Annotated in this window: 20 protein-coding genes; 14 read left to right on the plus strand and 6 right to left on the minus strand. The window is 40.0% G+C overall.

What is annotated here, in order from left to right:
- Window positions 1–23 precede the first annotated feature (23 nt).
- On the minus strand, window positions 24–596 hold the full coding sequence (locus tag FW778_RS17100; RefSeq protein ID WP_150416052.1) for a Crp/Fnr family transcriptional regulator: 573 nt from the start codon (window positions 594–596) through the stop codon (window positions 24–26).
- 456 nt (window positions 597–1,052) lie between these two features.
- Here FW778_RS17100 and FW778_RS17105 point away from each other — a divergent pair, with 456 nt between their 5' ends.
- Entirely contained in the window at window positions 1,053–1,682 is a 630-nt protein-coding gene (locus FW778_RS17105; RefSeq protein ID WP_150416054.1) for an endonuclease III domain-containing protein, read from the plus strand.
- A gap of 11 nt (window positions 1,683–1,693) precedes the next feature.
- Here FW778_RS17105 and FW778_RS17110 read toward each other — a convergent pair whose 3' ends face one another.
- Window positions 1,694–1,966 (minus strand): hypothetical protein, encoded by a 273-nt coding sequence (locus FW778_RS17110; protein ID WP_150416055.1) that lies wholly within the window; start codon window positions 1,964–1,966, stop codon window positions 1,694–1,696.
- A 419-nt stretch (window positions 1,967–2,385) separates the two neighbouring features.
- On the opposite strand from FW778_RS17110, the gene ligD reads away from it, so the two are divergent.
- The gene (ligD, locus tag FW778_RS17115) at window positions 2,386–5,007 is read left to right on the plus strand and encodes a DNA ligase D (protein WP_150416057.1); all 2,622 of its coding nucleotides are present in this window, start codon (window positions 2,386–2,388) and stop codon (window positions 5,005–5,007) included.
- A 22-nt stretch (window positions 5,008–5,029) separates the two neighbouring features.
- Window positions 5,030–5,806 (plus strand): DNA-formamidopyrimidine glycosylase family protein, encoded by a 777-nt coding sequence (locus FW778_RS17120; RefSeq protein WP_150416059.1) that lies wholly within the window; start codon window positions 5,030–5,032, stop codon window positions 5,804–5,806.
- Window positions 5,807–6,007: 201 nt separating this feature from the next.
- On the opposite strand, the gene FW778_RS17125 is transcribed toward FW778_RS17120, so the two are convergent.
- The gene (locus tag FW778_RS17125; RefSeq protein WP_150416061.1) at window positions 6,008–6,709 is read right to left on the minus strand and encodes a hypothetical protein; all 702 of its coding nucleotides are present in this window, start codon (window positions 6,707–6,709) and stop codon (window positions 6,008–6,010) included.
- Window positions 6,710–6,786: 77 nt separating this feature from the next.
- Entirely contained in the window at window positions 6,787–7,374 is a 588-nt protein-coding gene (locus tag FW778_RS17130; RefSeq protein WP_202552325.1) for a Crp/Fnr family transcriptional regulator, read from the minus strand.
- A gap of 120 nt (window positions 7,375–7,494) precedes the next feature.
- Between FW778_RS17130 and FW778_RS17135 the strand changes: the two genes are divergently transcribed.
- The 9 genes from FW778_RS17135 to FW778_RS17175 all read left to right on the plus strand — a co-directional run bounded on the left by FW778_RS17135 (window position 7,495) and on the right by FW778_RS17175 (window position 15,900).
- A complete protein-coding gene (locus FW778_RS17135; RefSeq protein ID WP_150416064.1) occupies window positions 7,495–8,112 on the plus strand; it encodes a TetR/AcrR family transcriptional regulator in 618 nt (205 codons plus the stop codon).
- A gap of 49 nt (window positions 8,113–8,161) precedes the next feature.
- Window positions 8,162–9,502, plus strand: a complete 1,341-nt coding sequence (locus FW778_RS17140) for a TolC family protein (protein ID WP_150416066.1) — start codon at window positions 8,162–8,164, stop codon at window positions 9,500–9,502.
- Between the two features lie 8 nt (window positions 9,503–9,510).
- Complete coding sequence (locus FW778_RS17145) at window positions 9,511–10,566, plus strand: efflux RND transporter periplasmic adaptor subunit (protein WP_150416068.1); 1,056 nt, start codon at window positions 9,511–9,513, stop codon at window positions 10,564–10,566.
- A gap of 6 nt (window positions 10,567–10,572) precedes the next feature.
- Complete coding sequence (locus FW778_RS17150) at window positions 10,573–13,620, plus strand: efflux RND transporter permease subunit (RefSeq protein ID WP_150416070.1); 3,048 nt, start codon at window positions 10,573–10,575, stop codon at window positions 13,618–13,620.
- Window positions 13,621–14,047: 427 nt separating this feature from the next.
- Window positions 14,048–14,527, plus strand: coding sequence for a DinB family protein (locus FW778_RS17155; RefSeq protein ID WP_150416071.1), 480 nt, complete (start codon window positions 14,048–14,050; stop codon window positions 14,525–14,527).
- Between the two features lie 128 nt (window positions 14,528–14,655).
- Window positions 14,656–14,961: a hypothetical protein gene (locus FW778_RS17160; protein WP_150416073.1), complete on the plus strand. Its 306-nt coding sequence runs from the start codon at window positions 14,656–14,658 to the stop codon at window positions 14,959–14,961.
- Window positions 14,962–14,971: 10 nt separating this feature from the next.
- On the plus strand, window positions 14,972–15,352 hold the full coding sequence (locus tag FW778_RS17165; RefSeq protein ID WP_150416074.1) for a hypothetical protein: 381 nt from the start codon (window positions 14,972–14,974) through the stop codon (window positions 15,350–15,352).
- 28 nt (window positions 15,353–15,380) lie between these two features.
- Window positions 15,381–15,662 (plus strand): hypothetical protein, encoded by a 282-nt coding sequence (locus FW778_RS17170; RefSeq protein ID WP_150416076.1) that lies wholly within the window; start codon window positions 15,381–15,383, stop codon window positions 15,660–15,662.
- Window positions 15,663–15,675: 13 nt separating this feature from the next.
- Complete coding sequence (locus FW778_RS17175) at window positions 15,676–15,900, plus strand: hypothetical protein (RefSeq protein ID WP_150416077.1); 225 nt, start codon at window positions 15,676–15,678, stop codon at window positions 15,898–15,900.
- Between the two features lie 144 nt (window positions 15,901–16,044).
- On the opposite strand, the gene FW778_RS17180 is transcribed toward FW778_RS17175, so the two are convergent.
- Window positions 16,045–16,743 (minus strand): hypothetical protein, encoded by a 699-nt coding sequence (locus FW778_RS17180; protein WP_150416079.1) that lies wholly within the window; start codon window positions 16,741–16,743, stop codon window positions 16,045–16,047.
- Between the two features lie 164 nt (window positions 16,744–16,907).
- Window positions 16,908–17,201 (minus strand): hypothetical protein, encoded by a 294-nt coding sequence (locus FW778_RS17185; protein ID WP_150416080.1) that lies wholly within the window; start codon window positions 17,199–17,201, stop codon window positions 16,908–16,910.
- 658 nt (window positions 17,202–17,859) lie between these two features.
- Here FW778_RS17185 and FW778_RS23245 point away from each other — a divergent pair.
- A complete protein-coding gene (locus tag FW778_RS23245) occupies window positions 17,860–18,018 on the plus strand; it encodes a hypothetical protein (protein ID WP_202552326.1) in 159 nt (52 codons plus the stop codon).
- Window positions 18,019–18,701: 683 nt separating this feature from the next.
- Window positions 18,702–18,902 carry a hypothetical protein gene (locus FW778_RS17190; RefSeq protein WP_150416082.1) on the plus strand — a complete coding sequence of 67 codons (201 nt, stop codon included), beginning with the start codon at window positions 18,702–18,704 and terminating at the stop codon, window positions 18,900–18,902.

An 18,902-nucleotide genomic window follows, 5' to 3' on the forward strand; every position in this document is an offset into this window, starting at 1 on the left:
AACCGGTGACATTCGTCACAAAATCAGCTTGTTCTTCTTCGTCTTCTTATCCTGCTTAAGGTCTCTCTTGCCACACCAAGAAAAGATGCTAATTGAGCAAGAGACACCCGTTGTAAGATTTCCGGGTGTTTGGTTTCCAGATATTCCAGTCTTTGTTGTGCAGAATAAAGCTTGAATAATTTTGAAAACTCTTCTTGTTTCGCTGCAAAAAGACGAATACAGTTTCGCCCCAGAGTTTCTATTTCGGGTGTTTCTTTAGCTGCCAGAAATAACTTTTCCTTGTCAAAAATAATGGTGCTTAGCTGCTCACAGGCAACGAGATTGAATTCAGATCTTTCTCCGCTGCCAAAACTGATGATGTTGGTTGCAATTTCGTTTTCAAAGAAAAAGCCTGTGTTCTTCACAACTCCATCAATATCGTAATAACTTTTGCAAAAACCCTTATCAATGTAAAATAAAGAATCGCAAACTTGCCCTTCCTTTAGCAGAAATTCGTTTTTCTTAAATTCTTGTTTGGTCAATGCAAGTTGCAATAGTTCCCAACTTCTTTCGGAAAAAGGTGTTAGTGAGTCAATATATTTTAAAAGGTTATTCATTGTTTCTACGAGATTCTTTAAAATAAGGCAGAACGGGCAGGGTTTGTTGCGGTGCTGGAATTTTATATCGTTCGAATCACTAACGTTAGCTCAGTGAAAAACATAGTTGAAGATATGCATAAAAGCTGAAAAATGAACGCCAGCCAGGCTGCTGATAGCGTTCCTAGAGATGAGGAAATGCAGATCCTTTATCAAGGCTAATGTAAGGCGCCTTTCGGTTTGTCTCAATGCAAAAACCATATATTTTCCCTTTTCTATCATAATACAAGTGTCTTGCATCAAAGAAAATAACAACTACGTTCAACATGTATTTTTTTCACAGATCCTTTTTGAATTTTAGCACAAAAAAAATCCAGCCAGTTAACTTCATTTCATTTCGCGTGGCTGGCTTTTTTTTGGTATGAGTGACGGAACATTTCAACACAATTTGTTAGATTTATCTAATCAATCAGAAATATGAAACCACCAAAAATCAACTGGTCAGAAGCTATTAAGCCATTACTCAAAAAATATAAAAACACACCACATCCATTACAGTCAAAAAATCTGTACCAGCAAGTGGCGATGGTAGTTTTGTCTGCACAAACAACCGACAGTATTATTAACCAAATAGCGCCCGAACTATTTAAAGCTTTCCCTAATATGCAGGCTCTTTCCAAAGCAACAGAAGATGCAGTGATTCCTTACATTACTAAAGTTCGAAACTTTAGAAACAAAGCGAAGTGGTTAACAGGTATAGCAAAGCAGATAAAAAAAGATAGCAACATTCCACAAAACCTCGATCAGCTTGTAGAACTTCCCGGTATTGGTCGCAAGTCTGCCAATGTAATCTTAAGATTTGCGGGCGCACCACCAGAAGGAGTGATTGTTGATTTGCACGTACTGCGTGTAGCACCACGCCTGGGTATTGCTTCGGGAGACGATGCAACTAAAATGGAAAAGCAACTTATGGAGAAGCTTCCAAAAGAGCAATGGGATGTAGGAATGGCGATGTCTCACCTGGGAAGAGAAATTTGTAGACCCAAACCCGAATGTGAGCGATGTCTAATGAATAAAGTTTGTGCTTTTTATAATAAGTGGAACTAAGCTATTTTATCTTAGTAATCAGGGTAGTCCACAAAAATTAATGAGGAGTCAAAAATTTGCTCATCGCTTACTTCCCCGTTAGTCCATTCCACCATTGTCGCAAACCAGTTAGGGTGAGAGGGTTCGTGAAAATTTAATTCTTGCATAGCATCAGTTGGATTTTCATATTCTTTTGACCGAAACAAAATATTATTTCTATCAACCTGCCATCCATCAAGTATTCGGCCGTTTTCTTCAACTCCAAATGACGCCCCGTATAAATATGTTTGGTAAGTTTTAGCCATAAAATTATACGAGGTTAACGGTCATTAACTATTCAAAAATTTAGCCAGCTAATATAACCAATATATAGCTTTTCTCAACTGTAAGAGAGCCATTTGAGTAAATAATCGAACTCCTCGCTATTGCATCCAACATCTTTTTGTGCGTTCGTGTCAGCCTATAACCGGTCTAAACTACTATTACTAATTTTCCTTTTTCATTCATAGTTGACCGTTAGGTTTTAATAAATACTCAATGTAAAAAATTATTATCTTAGTATTCACTCGCTTTCAAAAGCAGTTAGTTCTTGCAGCACTTCGCTGTAATTCTATTAGAAAACGGCCGCCGCATATACTGGGGCCCTTTTGTTTTTTAATAAAAAACGCTTTATCGCTTTTATCTTAAATTTTATAATTGGCATACATTTTACTTCAATCTTTGTATGTCCTTAACCGAATATAAGAAAAAGCGCTTCTTTGATAAAACACCCGAACCCACAGGCGGCAAGCCGACAGATAAGAAGCTTCATTTTGTAATTCAAAAACATAATGCATCTCACTTGCATTACGATTTCCGGTTGGAATTAAGAGGAGTTCTAAAAAGCTGGGCTGTACCGAAAGGGCCTTCAATGAAGGCTGGCGAAAGACGGCTTGCAATGCTGGTGGAAGATCATCCTTGGGATTATCGGGACTTTGAAGGAATTATTCCATCAGGTTATGGAGCGGGAACAGTGATCGTGTGGGATGAAGGAACTTATGAAACGAAGATTATTAAAGAGCAAGGTAAACATACGCAGGAGCATTCGATCACGTCTCAATTCTGGAAAGGTGAAATAAAATTTACGTTGCATGGCCATAAAATAAAAGGCGACTTTAAAATAACAAAGGCAAAAGATAAAGGAGAAAATGCATGGTATCTTATGAAACTTAAAGATAAATACGCCACTACAAAAGATGTAACAGCAAAAGATAAGTCAGTGCTATCTAAAAAAACTTTGGAGCAGGTAGCAGCAAAGCCGGAAAGGGAATGGGAAAGCCATAAACCTGCTAAAAAAGTAACAGCTACAAAAAGCATTGCTGAACCAATAGTATTAAAGAAAGGCATAAAAGCTCCAATGCCGGCCAGTCTTAGTCCAATGCTATGCACATTGGTAAAAGAACCTTTCAATAAAGATGGATGGCTATACGAAGTGAAGTGGGATGGCTACAGGGTTGTTGCTTTTAAAAATAAAAACAAAGTATCGTTGAGATCAAGGTCAGGCATTGACTATTCAGACAGGTACATAGTAATACGTAATGCTGCAAAGCAGCTTGAAGGAAATTTCGTAATTGACGGAGAAGTAGTTGCCTTTAATGAAAATGGTGAAGTAAGTTTCGATGCTGTTCAAAAAGCCAATCCTGACGCACGACTGGCTTATTATGTATTTGATATGGTTTGGTATGATGGAAGGGATATAATGCAATTGCCTTTAATTGAAAGAAAAGAAATATTAAAAACCATTACCGCTGATAATGAAACGGTAAAATTCAGTGACCACTTTATAGACGGTGTGGAATTATATTCACAAGCGCAAAAGCTTGGGCTCGAAGGCATAGTTGCAAAAAATGAATTAAGTACGTATGAGCCCGGCGGCCGGGGCAGCGACTGGCTTAAAATACCTACTGCTAAAAGACAGGAATTTGTAATTGGTGGCTGGGCAGAATCCGCAAATGGAAGGGCTTTCAGGTCATTGCTTTTTGGCGCATATAATAAAGACAAACAATTGGAATGGATCGGGCGCTCAGGCGGTGGTTATAAAGAAAAAGAGATGCCTGGCATTTTAAAGAAACTTAAAGCGCTTGAAATAAATGAATCCCCTTTTATAAATAAAATACTGGATACAAAAGGTGCAGCAATTCATTATGTGGAACCTGAACTGGTTGCCAATTTTAAATTCGCCACATGGACAACGTCAGGGCGTATACGCAAACCCGCAACCTTTCTTGGTTTTCGATATGATAAAAAAGCAACAAATGTTGTCCGCGAAGTGCCCTTAAGCACAAAGGAAGAAGATAAAATAATTGAGATCCCTAAAGTAAAAGAATCTAAAACAAAAAATAAAGTGGCGCCAACAGAGAATAGTAACTGGCACGAAATTGAACAAATACCTATAACATCCGAAGATAAAATAGTGATTGAAAAATGTGCCGTTGAGTTTACCAATGTTGAGCAGGAAATATGGAAGGGTGTTACCAAAGCTGAACTTATTACTTACTACAATGACATTTCGCCATATATTTTGCCGCAGTTGCGCAATCGGCCCCTCTCACTGCACATAAAGCCACATGGCGCTACTGCACCTGGTTTGTATATAAAAGATATGGAAGGAAGGCAGCCAGATTGCGCAGGTATCTTTTCTACAAAAAGAAAACATCCTAAAGCCGGCAAAAGAAATACCATTGATTACCTTGTTTGCAATAACACACCTACCTTACTTTATCTTATCAACCTGGGCTGTATTGATGTAAACCCATGGACCTCCACTACTGATGATTATCTGCACCCTGATTTTATCGTGATTGACCTTGACCCTACTGATGACGATTTTAAAAAGGTGATCAATACAGCGCTTGCTGCAAAAAAAGTATTTGATAAGCTAAAGCTAAAAGCGTTTCCTAAAACTTCGGGAAAAACTGGTATGCATCTTTTAATACCCTGCAAAGGATTCACATTTCCTGTCGCAAGGACAATAGCTGTAAATATTTGTAAAAAGATAAATGAACAAGTACCGGAGATCAGCACCGTTGAAAACACTATTTCAAAAAGAGGAAACAAACTTTTTATAGATTATAATCAAAATGATGAGGCCGATACAATTGCTGCCGCTTATTCTATTAGGCCGGCAAAGCTGCCTACAGTGTCCACACCCCTCGAATGGAAAGAAGTAACTTCAAAATTAAATCCGCATGATTTTACGATTAAAACCATTGGTAAAAGGTTGGATAAGAAAGGTGATTTATTTAAAGACATTCTTAATGAAAAGACAAAGCTGGCCAATTCAAAAATATTAAAGAAGTTATTATAAGTTCATTATAAAAAAATTAATAATGCCTGAATTACCTGACATAGAAGTATTCTCCGCTAACTTAAATTCAATTTTTGCAGGGAAAAAAGTGGCGAAAGTAAAAGTGGTGAATGGCAATAAACTAAAAGACAAACCGAAAGACATCATAACTAACGTACAAGGCAAAACGCTAAAAAGAATTTTCCGCTCAGGAAAAGAAATGCGATTTGAATTTACTGATGGTTCTTTGTTAGGGATGCACCTGATGCTTACAGGAGATGTTTTTGTTTTTGATAAAGAAAACGATCATAACTCCACTATCATTGAATTTCATTTTAACAACGGTAAAGGCCTCGCATTAACTGACAGGATGAAAAATGCCAATGTGAAACTTAACCCGGAAGACAAAGAAGGTGTAGATGCACTGGCTAAAGCTTTAAATTTTAAATACCTCAAAAAAATCCTGGACAGGAAAGCGCAGATTAAAAATGTCTTATTAGACCAGGACCTCATCCGTGGAATTGGTAATGCCTATTCTGATGAAATATTATGGGAAACAAAGATCTCTCCTTTCTCTGTTTCCAGTGCAATACCCGATGATAAAATTAAAGAGTTGGCTAAAACAATTAAAAAGGTTTTAAAGAACGCAACAGCTAAAATAAACAAGAATTATCCCGGAAGGATCCAGGGAGAAGTAAGAGACTTTTTGAATATTCACACAAAGAAGAAGGATAAGAGCCCGACCGGCGCACCAATAAAAATGGAAAAGCGGGGGATGTTAAAGACTTTCTATACAGATGAGCAAAAATGGTATAATTAACTCACGAAGCACGATATTTATACTCACAAACCAATTCAACAGCTGATATCACGAATAAAATAATTAAAGATGAAAATAAAATTTTAATCTCTTTAATGGTCATAGCTTGAACGCCTTTCAACCTGCAAAAACAGTTAACAAAATGTATCAAAAGTTCTGCTGAAGAATTTTAGCTATCTACATTACATCCGGCAAAAAACTTTATAATTTTTCAGCATCTGCACGCCGACTTGAATGCTGTGTGCTTAAAATGCGAATAGATGCCAAATGAGAAACAATTACCATAGGTACTACGATCCCCGGAAGGAGGATAAATGGGAAAAAACCTAAGGCTATGTCCGGTTGCCCAGCCCCAATTACCCCAAAATTCGGAAGGGAAAGAACTGCAATAATTGAGGCGTTGATAACCAAAAGCAGGCAAATTAGATTCCACCCTATCAAAATTGCGCGACTTAAATTTTTTTTGACAAATCCGAAATAATAGATGACCGGGGCAGTTAACCCTGAAAAAAGATCGAAATTGGAACCTTCAAAGGTGATGGCTTTAGGAACGTACTTATAAACAAAAAGAAAATATAAAACGACTTCGACAAATATCGCCACACTATGTACCAATGTAAGCTTCGCAATGTTAAGCCGGTCGATGAATAATTTTCCCTTTGTGGTCAAAAAAAGAATTATAATTAGAGCTATTGGTGGCCCTACCAACAGAGGCAATTTCGGCGAAGCATCCTTAGATAAGTAATAAAAACCTGAAACGCCAAGCGATGCCTGTATAGCAACCCAACCAAGCGAGATCCATAGAAAGATTTTCGAGGCGTGCGTTGCCCTATAAAAAAGGTAAATCGTTAAAGCAACAGTTAGTTCGAAAATAGCGGCCACATAAAAAGGCAAATGTTCCATGTCGTTCAATTTTTGGTACAAAGGACGGCAGAAGAAGATTTGTCCTGGTTGCCAAATGGCAAGAAATGGCGGGAAAACTAGCAAGCTTTTTTCAAAAAGTTCCTTCTTATCCTGCTTAGAGAGGTGTCGGTTATTCCAAGATAGGAGGCGATGTGTTTCATTTGCGCATGCTGTAATACCTCCATGTTGTTTCTAAGTAGTTCTCTGTAGCGCTCTTCAGCACTTTTATTGATCATGGATAAAGTCCGCTCTTTATAAGCTACAAATTCCCTTACCATCATCATCCGGGAAAATTCCCTGAACTCGGGCATCGCATGAAAAAGCTTGTTGATTGATTCACAAGATGCCAGGTAACCCTTACATTCGGTAATCGCTTCTATATACTCTGTTGAAGGGATATCTAGAATAAGTGAGGCAATCTCGAAAACAACTCGATCCTTCGGATAGAAATAAGTCGTAACCTCGTTACCATGAAAGTCGTAGGTGAAGGCTCTCATAAAACCGTCGGCCAAATAAAAATAGCTGCTGTTCCTTCCAGCTTTAAGTAGGTAATCATTTTTCCCCAGGATTCGTTCTTCGAAATGATCGACAATCTTTTCCAGTGCCTTTTGACTAACCATGATATTTGGTGTGTTAGCTTTGATAAACTCAATTAGCTTTTGCATATTCATTATTTTTTAACTTTATCCTGATGTTGAAATTATTTTTTTGCAAATCCGAAGCAAAATTAAAAAATTTTTGAAATATTGAACAATGTTCATTTATTTTGCATTATCGTTTGAATTATGAGTACTGCTGAAAGAAAAACTAAAGAAAAAGAAGAATTAAGGGCCCTTATTCTGAAAGGCGCAAAAAAGTTGTTCATAGAGAGAGGCATAGAGCAAACTACGATCAGAAACATTGCGGATGAAATAAACTATAGTGTGGGTACAGTTTATGTATATTTTAAGGATAAGAATTCAATTCTCCATGAATTGCATACACTCGGTTTTAAGCAACTAGGCGGTGAAATGCGTGTCCTCTTCAGTGTTTCTGAGCCTATGGAGCGGTTAGCAGCTATAGGTCGGGTATATATCCGTTTTGCGGTAGATAATCCAGACATGTATGACCTGATGTTCAACATGAAGGCGCCGATGGAATACTTGCACCGGATAGAAAAAGAGGAGTGGAATGAAGGTAAAGCTACTTTTAATGTCTTGAAAACAACGGTAGAAGAATGTATAAGGCAAGGTTATTTTATAGGCCATCAACCTGAACCGTTGTCGTTTGCAATATGGGGTGGCGTGCATGGGATGTGCTCTCTCTATATTCGCGGTCGCATTAGAGCTGTCAACCTGGGAGATCCTGAAATTGTACTTATTGCTGCCCATGAAGAATTTGTGAAGCTCCTGAATAAACAATAAATTTTTTTACACCAGATATGAACATTGTTCAATATTAAAACAACATTCAATGAAGAATACATTTTACGCCATATTAATCTGCTTGGGAAGCAGGGTAGCCTATGGGCAAGATAACCTCGAAAAATATATCGTCTATGGGCTAAACAATAATGAGAGCATCAGGACGCAGCAGTTCACCTTGAAAAAAAGCATTTATGCATTGCGCGACGCCAAAAGCCAGTTTTTCCCCGACCTAAGCTTTATCACGACTTATACAAAGGCTGGCGGGGGCAGAAGCATCGATTTACCCTTGGGAGATTTAGTAAACCCGATATACGCGACGTTAAACCTATTGACGCAAAGTAACAGTTTCCCTGTAATAAAAAATAGGAGTGTATTGCTAAACCCGGATAACTTTTACGATGCCAAATTTCATGCAACGATGCCTTTGCTGGATCTCGAATTGAATTACAATCGCAAAATAAAGCAACAGGAAGTGACCTTGCAGCAAATTGAAGTTGATATTTATAAGCGAGAACTTATAAAGGAGATCAAATCATCCTATTTCGGTTATGCACAGTCAGAGCAAGCTACGCTTATATATCAGTCAGCCTTGAAAGTGGCTGAAGAAAATCTTCGAATCAATAATGCCCTTTTTAGGAATGACAAAGTCACGCGATCGACTGTGTTGAGAAGTGAAAGCGAACTTAGTAAGTATCAATCGCTGCTCGAAACGGCTAGGCAAGAACAAAGGTCGGCTAAGGCTTATTTTAATTTTCTGTTGAACCGTGCACCCGAAACGGAAATCGCAATGGATAATTACAATGAGCCGGCCACAGGCCCGGCCCTCGTTGATTCAACTGTTGATAAAAGGGAAGAACTTAAGAAATTAAATACAACGCTGTCGATCAATGACCAGGTAACCAGCCTCAACAAATCGTACATCGTTCCTAAACTTGGAGCCTTCCTGGACTTTGGTTCACAGGCGTCTGACTGGCAATATGGCGACCGCACCCGCTATTATTTTGCTGGCGTCTCGCTTAGGTGGAACCTATTTGCATCGGGGAAAAATCGCTACCGTGTTGCCCAGTCAGAAACAGACAAGGAAATCATTAAATCTCAAATCAATTATACCAATGATCAGCTTAAACTCCAGTTGATTTTAGCACGCAATGCTTATAACTCGTCGTTGGCGAAATATACCTCAGCGCTAAAACAGCTTGCTGCTTCCGAAAAATATTATCAGGACGAGCTCAAGCTATACAAACAGGGCCAGGCCCTTTTCATCGAATTGCTCGACGGGCAGAATCAACTGATTGGCGCGCAATTACAACTTAATGTTTCACTATACGACACCTGGATAAAAGCGGCTGATATTGAGCGCGCCAACGCAGGATTCGGATTAAAATAAAAAAAGTCATGAAAAATAAATTAACTATCAGGACAGCATTCATACTCTCTTCGGCGATATTGGTTGCCTGCAGCCAGGGAAAAAAAGACGACATTGGTATGCTCTCACTTAAAGTAATCCCGGTAAAGACAATTAAACTTTCTTTGGTAGATAGTGTTGCGAGTATAAATACCACAGGCCTTATAACAACTGAAAACGAGGCCAAATGCGCTTTTAAGATCGGTGGGATAATCGATCATATTTACGTACAGGAAGGTCAGAGGTTCCGCAAGGGGCAGTTGCTCGCAAGCCTTAAGCTAACCGAAATCCAGTCTGGTGTGCTTCAAGCTCAACTAAATCTGGAAAAGGTGCATCGCGATTACCGGCGTGCCTTTAATCTTTATAAAGACAGCGTAGCAACGTTGGAGCAATTGCAAAACAGCAAGACAGCGCTTGATGTGGCCCAAAAGCAACTGGATGCAATTGCGTTCAACAAGCAATACGCTTTTATATACGCTGAGCAGGACGGCTTCGTGGCTAGAAAGATCGCCAACGAGGGTGAAGTGATAGCTGGAGGCAGCCCCGTTCTGGCGATCAACGTCAATGACGGTTCTAAGGGATGGGTATTGAAAGCAGGCCTTTCGGACAAGGAATGGGCGGCCGTGGAAGTTGGTAACCGCGCCCGTGTCCTCATCGATGCGTTTCCTTCGCAAAAATTTAAGGCCACGGTTTTTAAAAAGGCATTGGCCGCTGACCCGATGTCCGGCTTATTTGAAGTTGAATTAACACTTTCGCTTGAGAAAAATCTGCCCGCAGCGGGCATGTTTGCGGAGGCATCCATTAAAACCAATAAAGCGATCAGGCAAAAATGGATCCCTTATAGTGCAATGATCGAGGCGGACGGTAATAAAGCTTATGTGTTTGTGCCGTATCATCAAACCGAAGTAAAAAAAGTTCCCATAACAATCGGCAGCTTTGATACCCAAAAAGTTAAGGTGGCATCAGGCCTGGAAAATGTGTCGGAGATCATTGTGTCAAATACGGCATTTTTGAACGAACAATCAAGCATAACTATTCAAAATTAAGACACAATGAATCTTACTAATTTTTCAGTTAGGAATTACCGGTTCACATTGGTGATCTTTATCATGATCGCTGTCGTGGGAATGATTACGCTACGCACTATGCCCCGCGCCGAGGACCCGCAAATCAATCCTCCGGCATATCCGATCACCATCGTTTATCCCGGTACAAGTCCCAGGGATATGGAACAACTTGTGGTCAAGCCGATTGAAGATAAGCTATATGAACTAAGTAATGTCGATAATATTCTGACCACTATCGACGATGGACTGGCTGTAATAACGATCAATTTTAAGTACGGCGAAAACATTGATAATAAATACCAGGAGGTAGAGCGGGAAGTAAATGCACTTAAAAGTGACCTTCCGCAGGATATCTACAAGATAAACATAGGCAAAGTTGACCCATCGGATGTAAATGTATTGCAAATAGTCCTTGTCAGCGAAAATGCATCTTTCAAAACACTCAAAAAGTTTGGCGATGACCTGAAAGAGCAACTGCAAAAAGTAACTGACCTGAAGAATGTCAAAGTTTCGGGTACTCCGGACCAAATCGTACGGATTGAACTGCAACTGGACAAGATTGCTGCCCTGAAAATTCCATTAAAAGTCGTGCTCGCCAGCCTGCAAAGTGAGGATCTGAACATCCCGGGCGGTAATATTAATGCGGGAAACCAATCATTCAACGTTAAGACGGGCGGCAGGTATAAGAACCTGGATGAAGTAACCGGCACCGTTGTTTACAATGCCAACGGAAAGATCACATACCTTCGGGACATTGCTTCAGTGAGTTTTGAGAACGACGAAGAAAAGCACATAACCCGCCTGAACGGCCACCGCTGCATTTTGGTGGACGCTGCGCAGAAAAACGGGGCTAATATCAGCCAGACACAAAAGAAATACCTCCCGGTTCTGAAAGAGTTTGAAAAAACACTTCCGGCTAACATTAAGCTGGTGAAGGCATTTGACCAGGCCGATAATGTAGACAAACGTCTCTCACATCTCGGTGTCGATTTTCTTATTGCCATCGGGCTGGTGCTTTTTACTTTGCTGCCCCTTGGTAACAGGGCATCGCTCATTGTGATGGTGGCTATTCCGCTGTCGCTGGCTTTGGGTATTGTTGGTCTAAACGTTTTCGGATTCTCGCTCAATCAATTGACTATTGTCGGGCTGGTAGTCGCATTGGGACTGCTTGTCGACGATAGTATTGTTGTTGTGGAGAATATAGAAAGATGGCTGCGTGATGGTTATTCCAAAAAAGAGGCCGCGATCAAAGCCACCCAACAAATTACCCCTGCTGTGATCGGGTGTACCGCTATGTTAGCTATATCCTTTTTGCCAATGTTATTCCTGCCAGGGGGACCCGGCGAGTTCATCCGGGGGCTTCCAATGGCCGTAATATGCAGTGTACTGGCGTCAATGATCGTTTCGCTCACGGTGGTGCCTTTCCTTGGGAGCCGGGTATTAAGGGATCATATCGATCCAGAGGGCAACGTCTTCTTGCGTGCGCTTAAGAAGGGCATCAGCACCACCTATTCAAGGCTTATGCATAGTGCTCTGCATAGACCCGTTTTGACCCTGCTCATCGCTTTCGGGTTATTTGCTGCATCCATAGTACTTTTCCCGGTGATTGGCTTTAAACTATTCCCAGCATCAGAAAAGCCAATTTTCCTCGTCAATGTCCGGATGCCACAACAGACGAGCCTGTCAGACGCAGACCGGATCAGCAGGATGGTTGAGGACAGCCTGGGGAAAAGCAGACTGGTGAAGTATTACACAGCAAACATCGGCAAAGGAAATCCACAGATCTACTATAACGTGCCTCAACACCCGGAAAAATCTGACTTTGCGCAAATATTTGTCCAATTAGATGAAGATGCAAGACCACTGGCTAAAAAGCACCTAATCGATACACTGAGAGCACGTTTTGCTTCGTTTCCTTATGCCAGGGTCGAGGTGAAAGACTTTGAGCAGGGTCCGCCAATTGATGCACCCATCGCGATAAGGATCTTTGGGGACGACCTTGATTCACTCCGCAAGATTGCTTTCCAGGTTGACCGTATTATCGACGATGATAAAGGAACCGCTTACGTAGACAACGACCTTAATACACTTAAGACGGATATTAAGGTCAATATTAACCGGCAAAAGGCGAGTACGCTTGGAGTGTTTACCGCCGATATTGATCGCACCCTAAGGCTTGCGATAGCCGGCCTGAAAATAGGGACGTTTACTAACGAGACCGGTGACGATTATGATGTGATTGTCAGCTCTAAGCACGATAAGTTTGCTATGCTTGATGTATTTAAAAATCTTTTCGTTAACAACACCATTGGCACGCCAATACCTCTGTCGCAATTGGCGACGATCAATTTTGAGACCTCACCCGCCGCGTTCGGACATTTCGATAAAAACAGGTTTGTCGAGATCACCGCATACACACAAAAAAATGTCCTCGCGAATAACGTTCTGAAGAGGATCATGACTAAACTGAATGCGATTAGAATGCCCCAGGGCTATTATTATAAACTTTCTGGAGAGGCTGAAAGCGAAGGAGATGCCTTTGGCGGTGGCTTCCTTACTGTGATTCTGCTGACCATATTCCTTTTTGTGGCGATACTAATCCTGCAATTCAAGACTTTTAAAGGAATGCTGATTGTGTTATCTGTTATACCGCTTGGAGTGGTTGGCGGAGTTTTGATGTTATGGCTATCCGGAAATCCGATGTCTTTCATTGCTATTATAGGATTTATCGGGCTCGCCGGAATTGAAGTTAAAAATTCCATCCTGTTAGTAGATTTTACGAATCAACTGCGCATAGAAGGAATGTCTCTGGAAGAAGCCATCGAAAAAGCAGGCGAGATACGTTTCCTGCCCGTAATACTGACCTCACTTACGGCTATAGGGGGCCTCATACCACTGGCACTGAACCCAAATCCGCAAATATCACCGCTGGCCCTTGTACTGATCGGTGGCCTCATTAGCTCAACTATCCTGTCAAGGATCGTTACTCCAGTTATGTATAAACTCATTCCACCGCAAATAGAAGCCATATGATGGAGAGATTTCCTACCATATGATAAGTGATTTTTGAGAGATAATCATGAATTTTAAAAAAATGCAATTCTTATGCTCAAAAAATCTAAACCTTTATTAAGAAGTATCATTCTTTGCTTGATTGTCGGTATTGTCCATTTGAGAGGGTTTGCCCGGAACCCGCTGAGTTGCACATCAACTTGGAAAAAACCAAAGGACACAGTTGTGACCCGGAAATGTTGCAAAGGAAGGGCACAAAGTAAGACGGTTGAGGTTGAAACTGATGGGCCCGGTGGCAAATGCGAAGGACTGACTTTGTTTATAAAAATCTAAGTAGCTAATTCCGGCTGAGGGCCGACAAAAGCCGGGGCAAATTATAGCAAGCTAAACTTAATTTTCTCCATTTAAATTAAACATAATAACGACAACAAGATTTATATTGATTATTATGACAACACACATAAAAACAATAAGAGATGCGAGAGCTTGGCTGCTTGAACAGGTAAAAGATGTTAGCATCAGTCAATTTAACCAAATCCCTCCGGGATTTACCAACAACATTTGCTGGAATATGGGACATCTGGTAGCTGTGCAACAGGCAATATGTTATAAAAACGCCGGGTTGCCCCTGTCGATAAGCGATGATTTTTGGAAAAAATTCAGGTCTGGTTCCAAACCCGACGTCATTTTTGGTGAGTGCGACATAATACAGATTAAACAATTATTGATAACCACATTGGACCAATTAGAAACTGATTACATCAACCGGGTGTTTGCCAATTATACCGCCTGGTCTACGCGAATCGGCACTAAGATAACTAGCATTGATGATGGTCTTGAGTTCCTCGCATTTCATGAGAGATTACATTCAGGTACTATCACTGCCCTAAAAAGATTGGTTTCAAAGAATGATTTGGATAATGCTTAAGTCCAAAGGACAGATTTTATTGGCGCTCTAGGGAAACTTTGGAGTGTCATTGAAAAGGAAATTCAATTGACAGCATTGATATAAATATTCAAAAAGAAATAATTGTTGCAGAAGAAGAATTGAATATTTTGAAACTGCAGATCAGCGACCAATCGAAATCAGAATTAATATTTCAGCAGGAGAAAGCTCAGGCCCGGGAGAATTTAAATAACTTGCAGGTCGATATTAAAAGCGAAGATCTCGCCACAAGAGAACGGGCCACAAAAGAATTGCCAGGAGCAAAAGTAAAACTGCAGGAGTATCAAAATCACATATCCAAAGATTACAACACACTAAGGATTGCAGAAGAAAAATTACGTTTTCTTAAATCAAAAGAACACATCATTAAGCTTCAAACCATTTCAGGCTTTTTAGAATATTTCACCATTCAATAAAATCAACGTTATGAAAAAGTTTCAGTTAATATTTTTATTCATCATTCCATCCTTTGCTTTCAGCCAAATAGAAAAAAAGACAAAAATCTATTTTAAGGTTAAGGCGGACTGTAACTGTGTTCTTCAATTTATACGAGATGATAAACCTTTCGGAGAACCTGTACCGATGGCACCAAAGTCGTTTATTGTTTTCGTTGACAAACAAACTAACGGCTTTTATATTACTTGCGGAGAAAGCAACACAGGATATTTTAAATTTCAATATCAACCAGGGCAATATATCTATACACTCACAGGTGGAATGCCATGTGACAAATCGGTTATCGATCCGACAACTACTTTCAGGTTCGCAATAGAACCCGACTCTTCCATCACTCCATCATTTGATTAACATGAATCACTTCATAAAATTTATTGCCATGGCAACAATAATATTATTGGCTTGTAGTAAAGAACGGCCACAAACGTCCAACGAACTTTTAATCCGGATATCAAATGAATGCCGCGCCAAAATAAAAATCTACGACACAGCAGAACTCAATAAGCTTTCAGACGTTTACGATTGCACTTACCAAAGTATTTTACCAATTCAATTAAGGCCGGGCAGATACAAGATCGTTGCAGAAAACCAGCAAATGAAGAAAGTATCAATACTCTTTAAGAAAGAGAATTACAGCCAGGAAATAACGATTGAATTTTGAAAAAGACCTTTTTATGACAACCGTAAAGAGCCTGAAAGTTTTTAAATACCAGGTTGCAAAATTAGCAAGGCAGAAAGACGCCAATCTTTATCATTGTTACTGCTACGGGAATATTTTTAGAATTGCAACTGCTAAAAAAGTTATGGATTTTGATTTCACAGATTTTAAAAGCGAAGAGAGAATAATTCATTTCATGATGATAGCCATTGCAATTTTAAAGAAACATCTCAACAAGTAAATATTACTTTTTGATGATGCAGAAGAAAAAGTGCAGGAAAAAAGAAAAGTTGTAAAAGCGAATGTGCGAAGTAATTAGGGAGTGAGAAGTGAGCAGTGCTTTGTGTGTTCGCTTTACAAATGAGACTTGGTAACCGCAATCTTATTATTTTAAGGCTGGATTGTCGATAAAGTAACGTTGATCTTGCCGCCTAACTTTTTGATAGTATTCGTTTCCATCCATGTCTTTGTAGCGTAGATTCAATTCGAAATTGACTAAATTCCCGTTCCAATAAGTCTTATCAGTATTTGGATATCCAATAATACTTAAAAGCTGCCCACTATCAACGATCGTGTTTGGATTTATATCGTTTATAGTTACGAACTCGGCATTGGTTTTTTCAATAGAAACGTTATTCGCTGTACCTCCCTTGTTTTTTAGTACTAATTCAAATTGCTGCGGGTTAGATCCACCACCACTGTATATGAAGTGAGGTTTTATTTGAAGTAGCCGCTTTTGTTTTGCTAGATCTAGTTTCGCCGTTTCCGATATTTTTCTTTCAATAAAAAAGTCGTTTAGAATTTGTACCTGTTTTTCTAACAGCTGATTTGAATCAAACATTAACGTTGATTGATATTGAAATTCCGCGGCGTGTTTTGTAAGTTGAGCCACTTGCTCTTTTAATTGAATATTTATTTCATTTTGATTACTCGCCATGTCTCTTAAACTATTCAGTTGTGCTTGCTTGCCTTTGTCTTTAATTATTAATTTCACAAAGCTCCACATCACGAAAGGAATACCAATAGCAGCGGCAATTGAAGAAATCCAGTCGGTAATCATTGGTGTATGTAATAAAATGATCATATTGTTTTGCGGCTAACGCTTGTATTTCTGTTATAAGATATAGTTCAATCTAGCGGTTTTTTTTTGTATTGTTTGTATTGATTGAGAGTGGATTCTCTTAACGACAGCACGAATAGTATAATAGCCAATAGGTGATAATGAATGAACGTTTTTATTGTATACTGTTAATCTTCAATAACCTGATAGTCCGCATCGTTACCAAAAAGCTCTCTATACTTATCAACAACCTTCAATCTAATTTCTTCGTCAAGATGTCGCTGTTCCAAGTAACGAAGACGAATAGCTGGTGGTTTTTGGTTTACAACATATGAAAAAAAGTCCAAAACCGTTTTTCTCTTTTCCTGATTGTTAAAATAAACCTTGTAGTCTAAATTAATTTGTTCAAGGAAAGCTTCAAATGCTATCCGATTCTCTTCGTCGTTCAGTAAAATTTGTTTTTGTTCTTCCGTTAAGTTCATAAAATTTATTTTAAAGGTTAAGTTGTATCGAATAGAGGTTATGATGTTCCTTTCAACATTGCAACATTAAAGCAAAAATTATTTTCTATTAATAAATGATTCGTTATAGGAAGTTTTATTTTGGAATAGGCTATTATTCTCTTATTCAGCCAAAAAAAGCCGCCCATTTACAAAGCAATGCACGGCTTTTTTTCGCTTCATTATGTTACGTCTCAATCATTGGCACACCTTGCAGCCGTATTTATTCGCTTCGCTACATTGCGCTTCACTTCGCTTCTTTTCGCTTCGCTGCATTTCGCTACGCTTCCGCTCCTTTTCGCTCAGCTCATTTCATACCGCTGACAAAAGCAACGCTTCTAAAAGTCTCTAAAGATTCAAGCCCTGTGATTGATTTCGGTCGATGGCTTCCTACAATACTTCGCTAAGTTAGGCAATGGCGCCACCGCCAGCTCCTCTCATCTTTAGTACAAATTCTGCGCAATAATTCTTCAATCAACTTCAAGACAGCCGACAAAAAAAACCAAGCCATAAACACAAAACCATCGCTTCGCCTGTCACACTGAGCTTGTCGAAGTGCCATCGTTTATGCTTGGTTTTTTTTATGCCTATTGCCTTACTCAGCTACGTATCGTTTTTTTTCATTTTTAAATCTTTCGTTATGTATCAGTTCAGTTGCTTGGTTTCTCAGTATTATTCAGGTTCTATCCTGGTATCTGTTTGGCATGTTGGCGGTTCTGTTCCTTATGTTCATGCTTCAGTTTGTGGCTGGGTTCGTTCTGCTTCCTGCCTTCCCTGGTTTGTTGCAGCTCTCCTTTAGTGGGGGGCTTTTTTTTGATTTTAAGTAAGGCAGATATTGCAGGAAAAAATAAAAAACTCAATACTAAATATCACTTCAATAAACACAGCATTACTCATTCACTCTCTCACTTCGCTTCGCTCAGTTCGTTCCTTCATTTCGTATAGCTGTGAACCGTTAGTTTATATTCTTCACCAGTCATGCAGCCGAATAAAATGCTTTAAATTTTTGCTGTAATCTTAGTGGCATTTTATTCCGCTGCATTGCCAGGCTTCCAGAACCAAAAAAATGTTTTAGCTAATCTAATTTGCAAACCGCAGAACAAAGACAGCCAGCGCTTCCATAGTTCCCATCCGCACAAAACCTTGCGCCTTGATTAAGCGGGTAAAGAAGTCTCGTCAGCAGCGGCCGAAAGAAAAAAAACCACGCCAGGCAGGATCCGTTCCTCACCGTGCCTGTCATGGTTTTGCTAAGCTTCGCTGCTTCCTCGGTGGCTGTTGTTGTGTGCTTTTGCCAACGCTGAAGCCCGGAGAAAAAGCCCACACAGCCACTCTGTAGGTCGGTCGCAGCCGGGCAGTTTTTCCCTTCGCTTATGCTTCGCATCCTGACGCTCAAAAAACTTCCCTGCTCCCTATGCTCACCCTGCGGGCAGTAGCGGCGCTGGTCACAGCCCTTGGAGTTTTGCGCTGCCGTGAACCACGCTTATGCTTCGCATTCTGACCGGCAGCGCAAAGCCACGCTGTGTTGCGGCCTTCGGCTTTCCCGGGCTTTCAGGGCCCGTGAAAAGCCTTCCGGCCTCTCCCCGCTACTGCCAATTCGCAGCGGGTGAGCGCTATGGAACTTCAACAATAGGTATTGAAAAAATGCAGGTAGGCGTTGAAGTTAGATTGGAGATTTTGAACTGA

The sequence above is a fragment of the Ginsengibacter hankyongi genome (genome assembly GCF_008710285.1).
In the GTDB taxonomy this organism is placed as follows: domain Bacteria; phylum Bacteroidota; class Bacteroidia; order Chitinophagales; family Chitinophagaceae; genus Ginsengibacter; species Ginsengibacter hankyongi.

What these genes read in the sequence shown, in the direction of transcription:
- FW778_RS17100 (WP_150416052.1), bottom strand. Translation starts at nt 596, where the DNA reads ATGAATAACCTTTTAAAATATATTGACTCACTAACACCTTTTTCCGAA.
- FW778_RS17105 (WP_150416054.1), top strand. Translation starts at nt 1,053, where the DNA reads ATGAAACCACCAAAAATCAACTGGTCAGAAGCTATTAAGCCATTACTC.
- FW778_RS17110 (WP_150416055.1), bottom strand. Translation starts at nt 1,966, where the DNA reads ATGGCTAAAACTTACCAAACATATTTATACGGGGCGTCATTTGGAGTT.
- ligD (WP_150416057.1), top strand. Translation starts at nt 2,386, where the DNA reads ATGTCCTTAACCGAATATAAGAAAAAGCGCTTCTTTGATAAAACACCC.
- FW778_RS17120 (WP_150416059.1), top strand. Translation starts at nt 5,030, where the DNA reads ATGCCTGAATTACCTGACATAGAAGTATTCTCCGCTAACTTAAATTCA.
- FW778_RS17125 (WP_150416061.1), bottom strand. Translation starts at nt 6,709, where the DNA reads ATGGAACATTTGCCTTTTTATGTGGCCGCTATTTTCGAACTAACTGTT.
- FW778_RS17130 (WP_202552325.1), bottom strand. Translation starts at nt 7,374, where the DNA reads ATGCAAAAGCTAATTGAGTTTATCAAAGCTAACACACCAAATATCATG.
- FW778_RS17135 (WP_150416064.1), top strand. Translation starts at nt 7,495, where the DNA reads ATGAGTACTGCTGAAAGAAAAACTAAAGAAAAAGAAGAATTAAGGGCC.
- FW778_RS17140 (WP_150416066.1), top strand. Translation starts at nt 8,162, where the DNA reads ATGAAGAATACATTTTACGCCATATTAATCTGCTTGGGAAGCAGGGTA.
- FW778_RS17145 (WP_150416068.1), top strand. Translation starts at nt 9,511, where the DNA reads ATGAAAAATAAATTAACTATCAGGACAGCATTCATACTCTCTTCGGCG.
- FW778_RS17150 (WP_150416070.1), top strand. Translation starts at nt 10,573, where the DNA reads ATGAATCTTACTAATTTTTCAGTTAGGAATTACCGGTTCACATTGGTG.
- FW778_RS17155 (WP_150416071.1), top strand. Translation starts at nt 14,048, where the DNA reads ATGACAACACACATAAAAACAATAAGAGATGCGAGAGCTTGGCTGCTT.
- FW778_RS17165 (WP_150416074.1), top strand. Translation starts at nt 14,972, where the DNA reads ATGAAAAAGTTTCAGTTAATATTTTTATTCATCATTCCATCCTTTGCT.
- FW778_RS17170 (WP_150416076.1), top strand. Translation starts at nt 15,381, where the DNA reads ATGGCAACAATAATATTATTGGCTTGTAGTAAAGAACGGCCACAAACG.
- FW778_RS17175 (WP_150416077.1), top strand. Translation starts at nt 15,676, where the DNA reads ATGACAACCGTAAAGAGCCTGAAAGTTTTTAAATACCAGGTTGCAAAA.
- FW778_RS17180 (WP_150416079.1), bottom strand. Translation starts at nt 16,743, where the DNA reads ATGATCATTTTATTACATACACCAATGATTACCGACTGGATTTCTTCA.
- FW778_RS17185 (WP_150416080.1), bottom strand. Translation starts at nt 17,201, where the DNA reads ATGAACTTAACGGAAGAACAAAAACAAATTTTACTGAACGACGAAGAG.
- FW778_RS23245 (WP_202552326.1), top strand. Translation starts at nt 17,860, where the DNA reads ATGTATCAGTTCAGTTGCTTGGTTTCTCAGTATTATTCAGGTTCTATC.
- FW778_RS17190 (WP_150416082.1), top strand. Translation starts at nt 18,702, where the DNA reads ATGCTTCGCATTCTGACCGGCAGCGCAAAGCCACGCTGTGTTGCGGCC.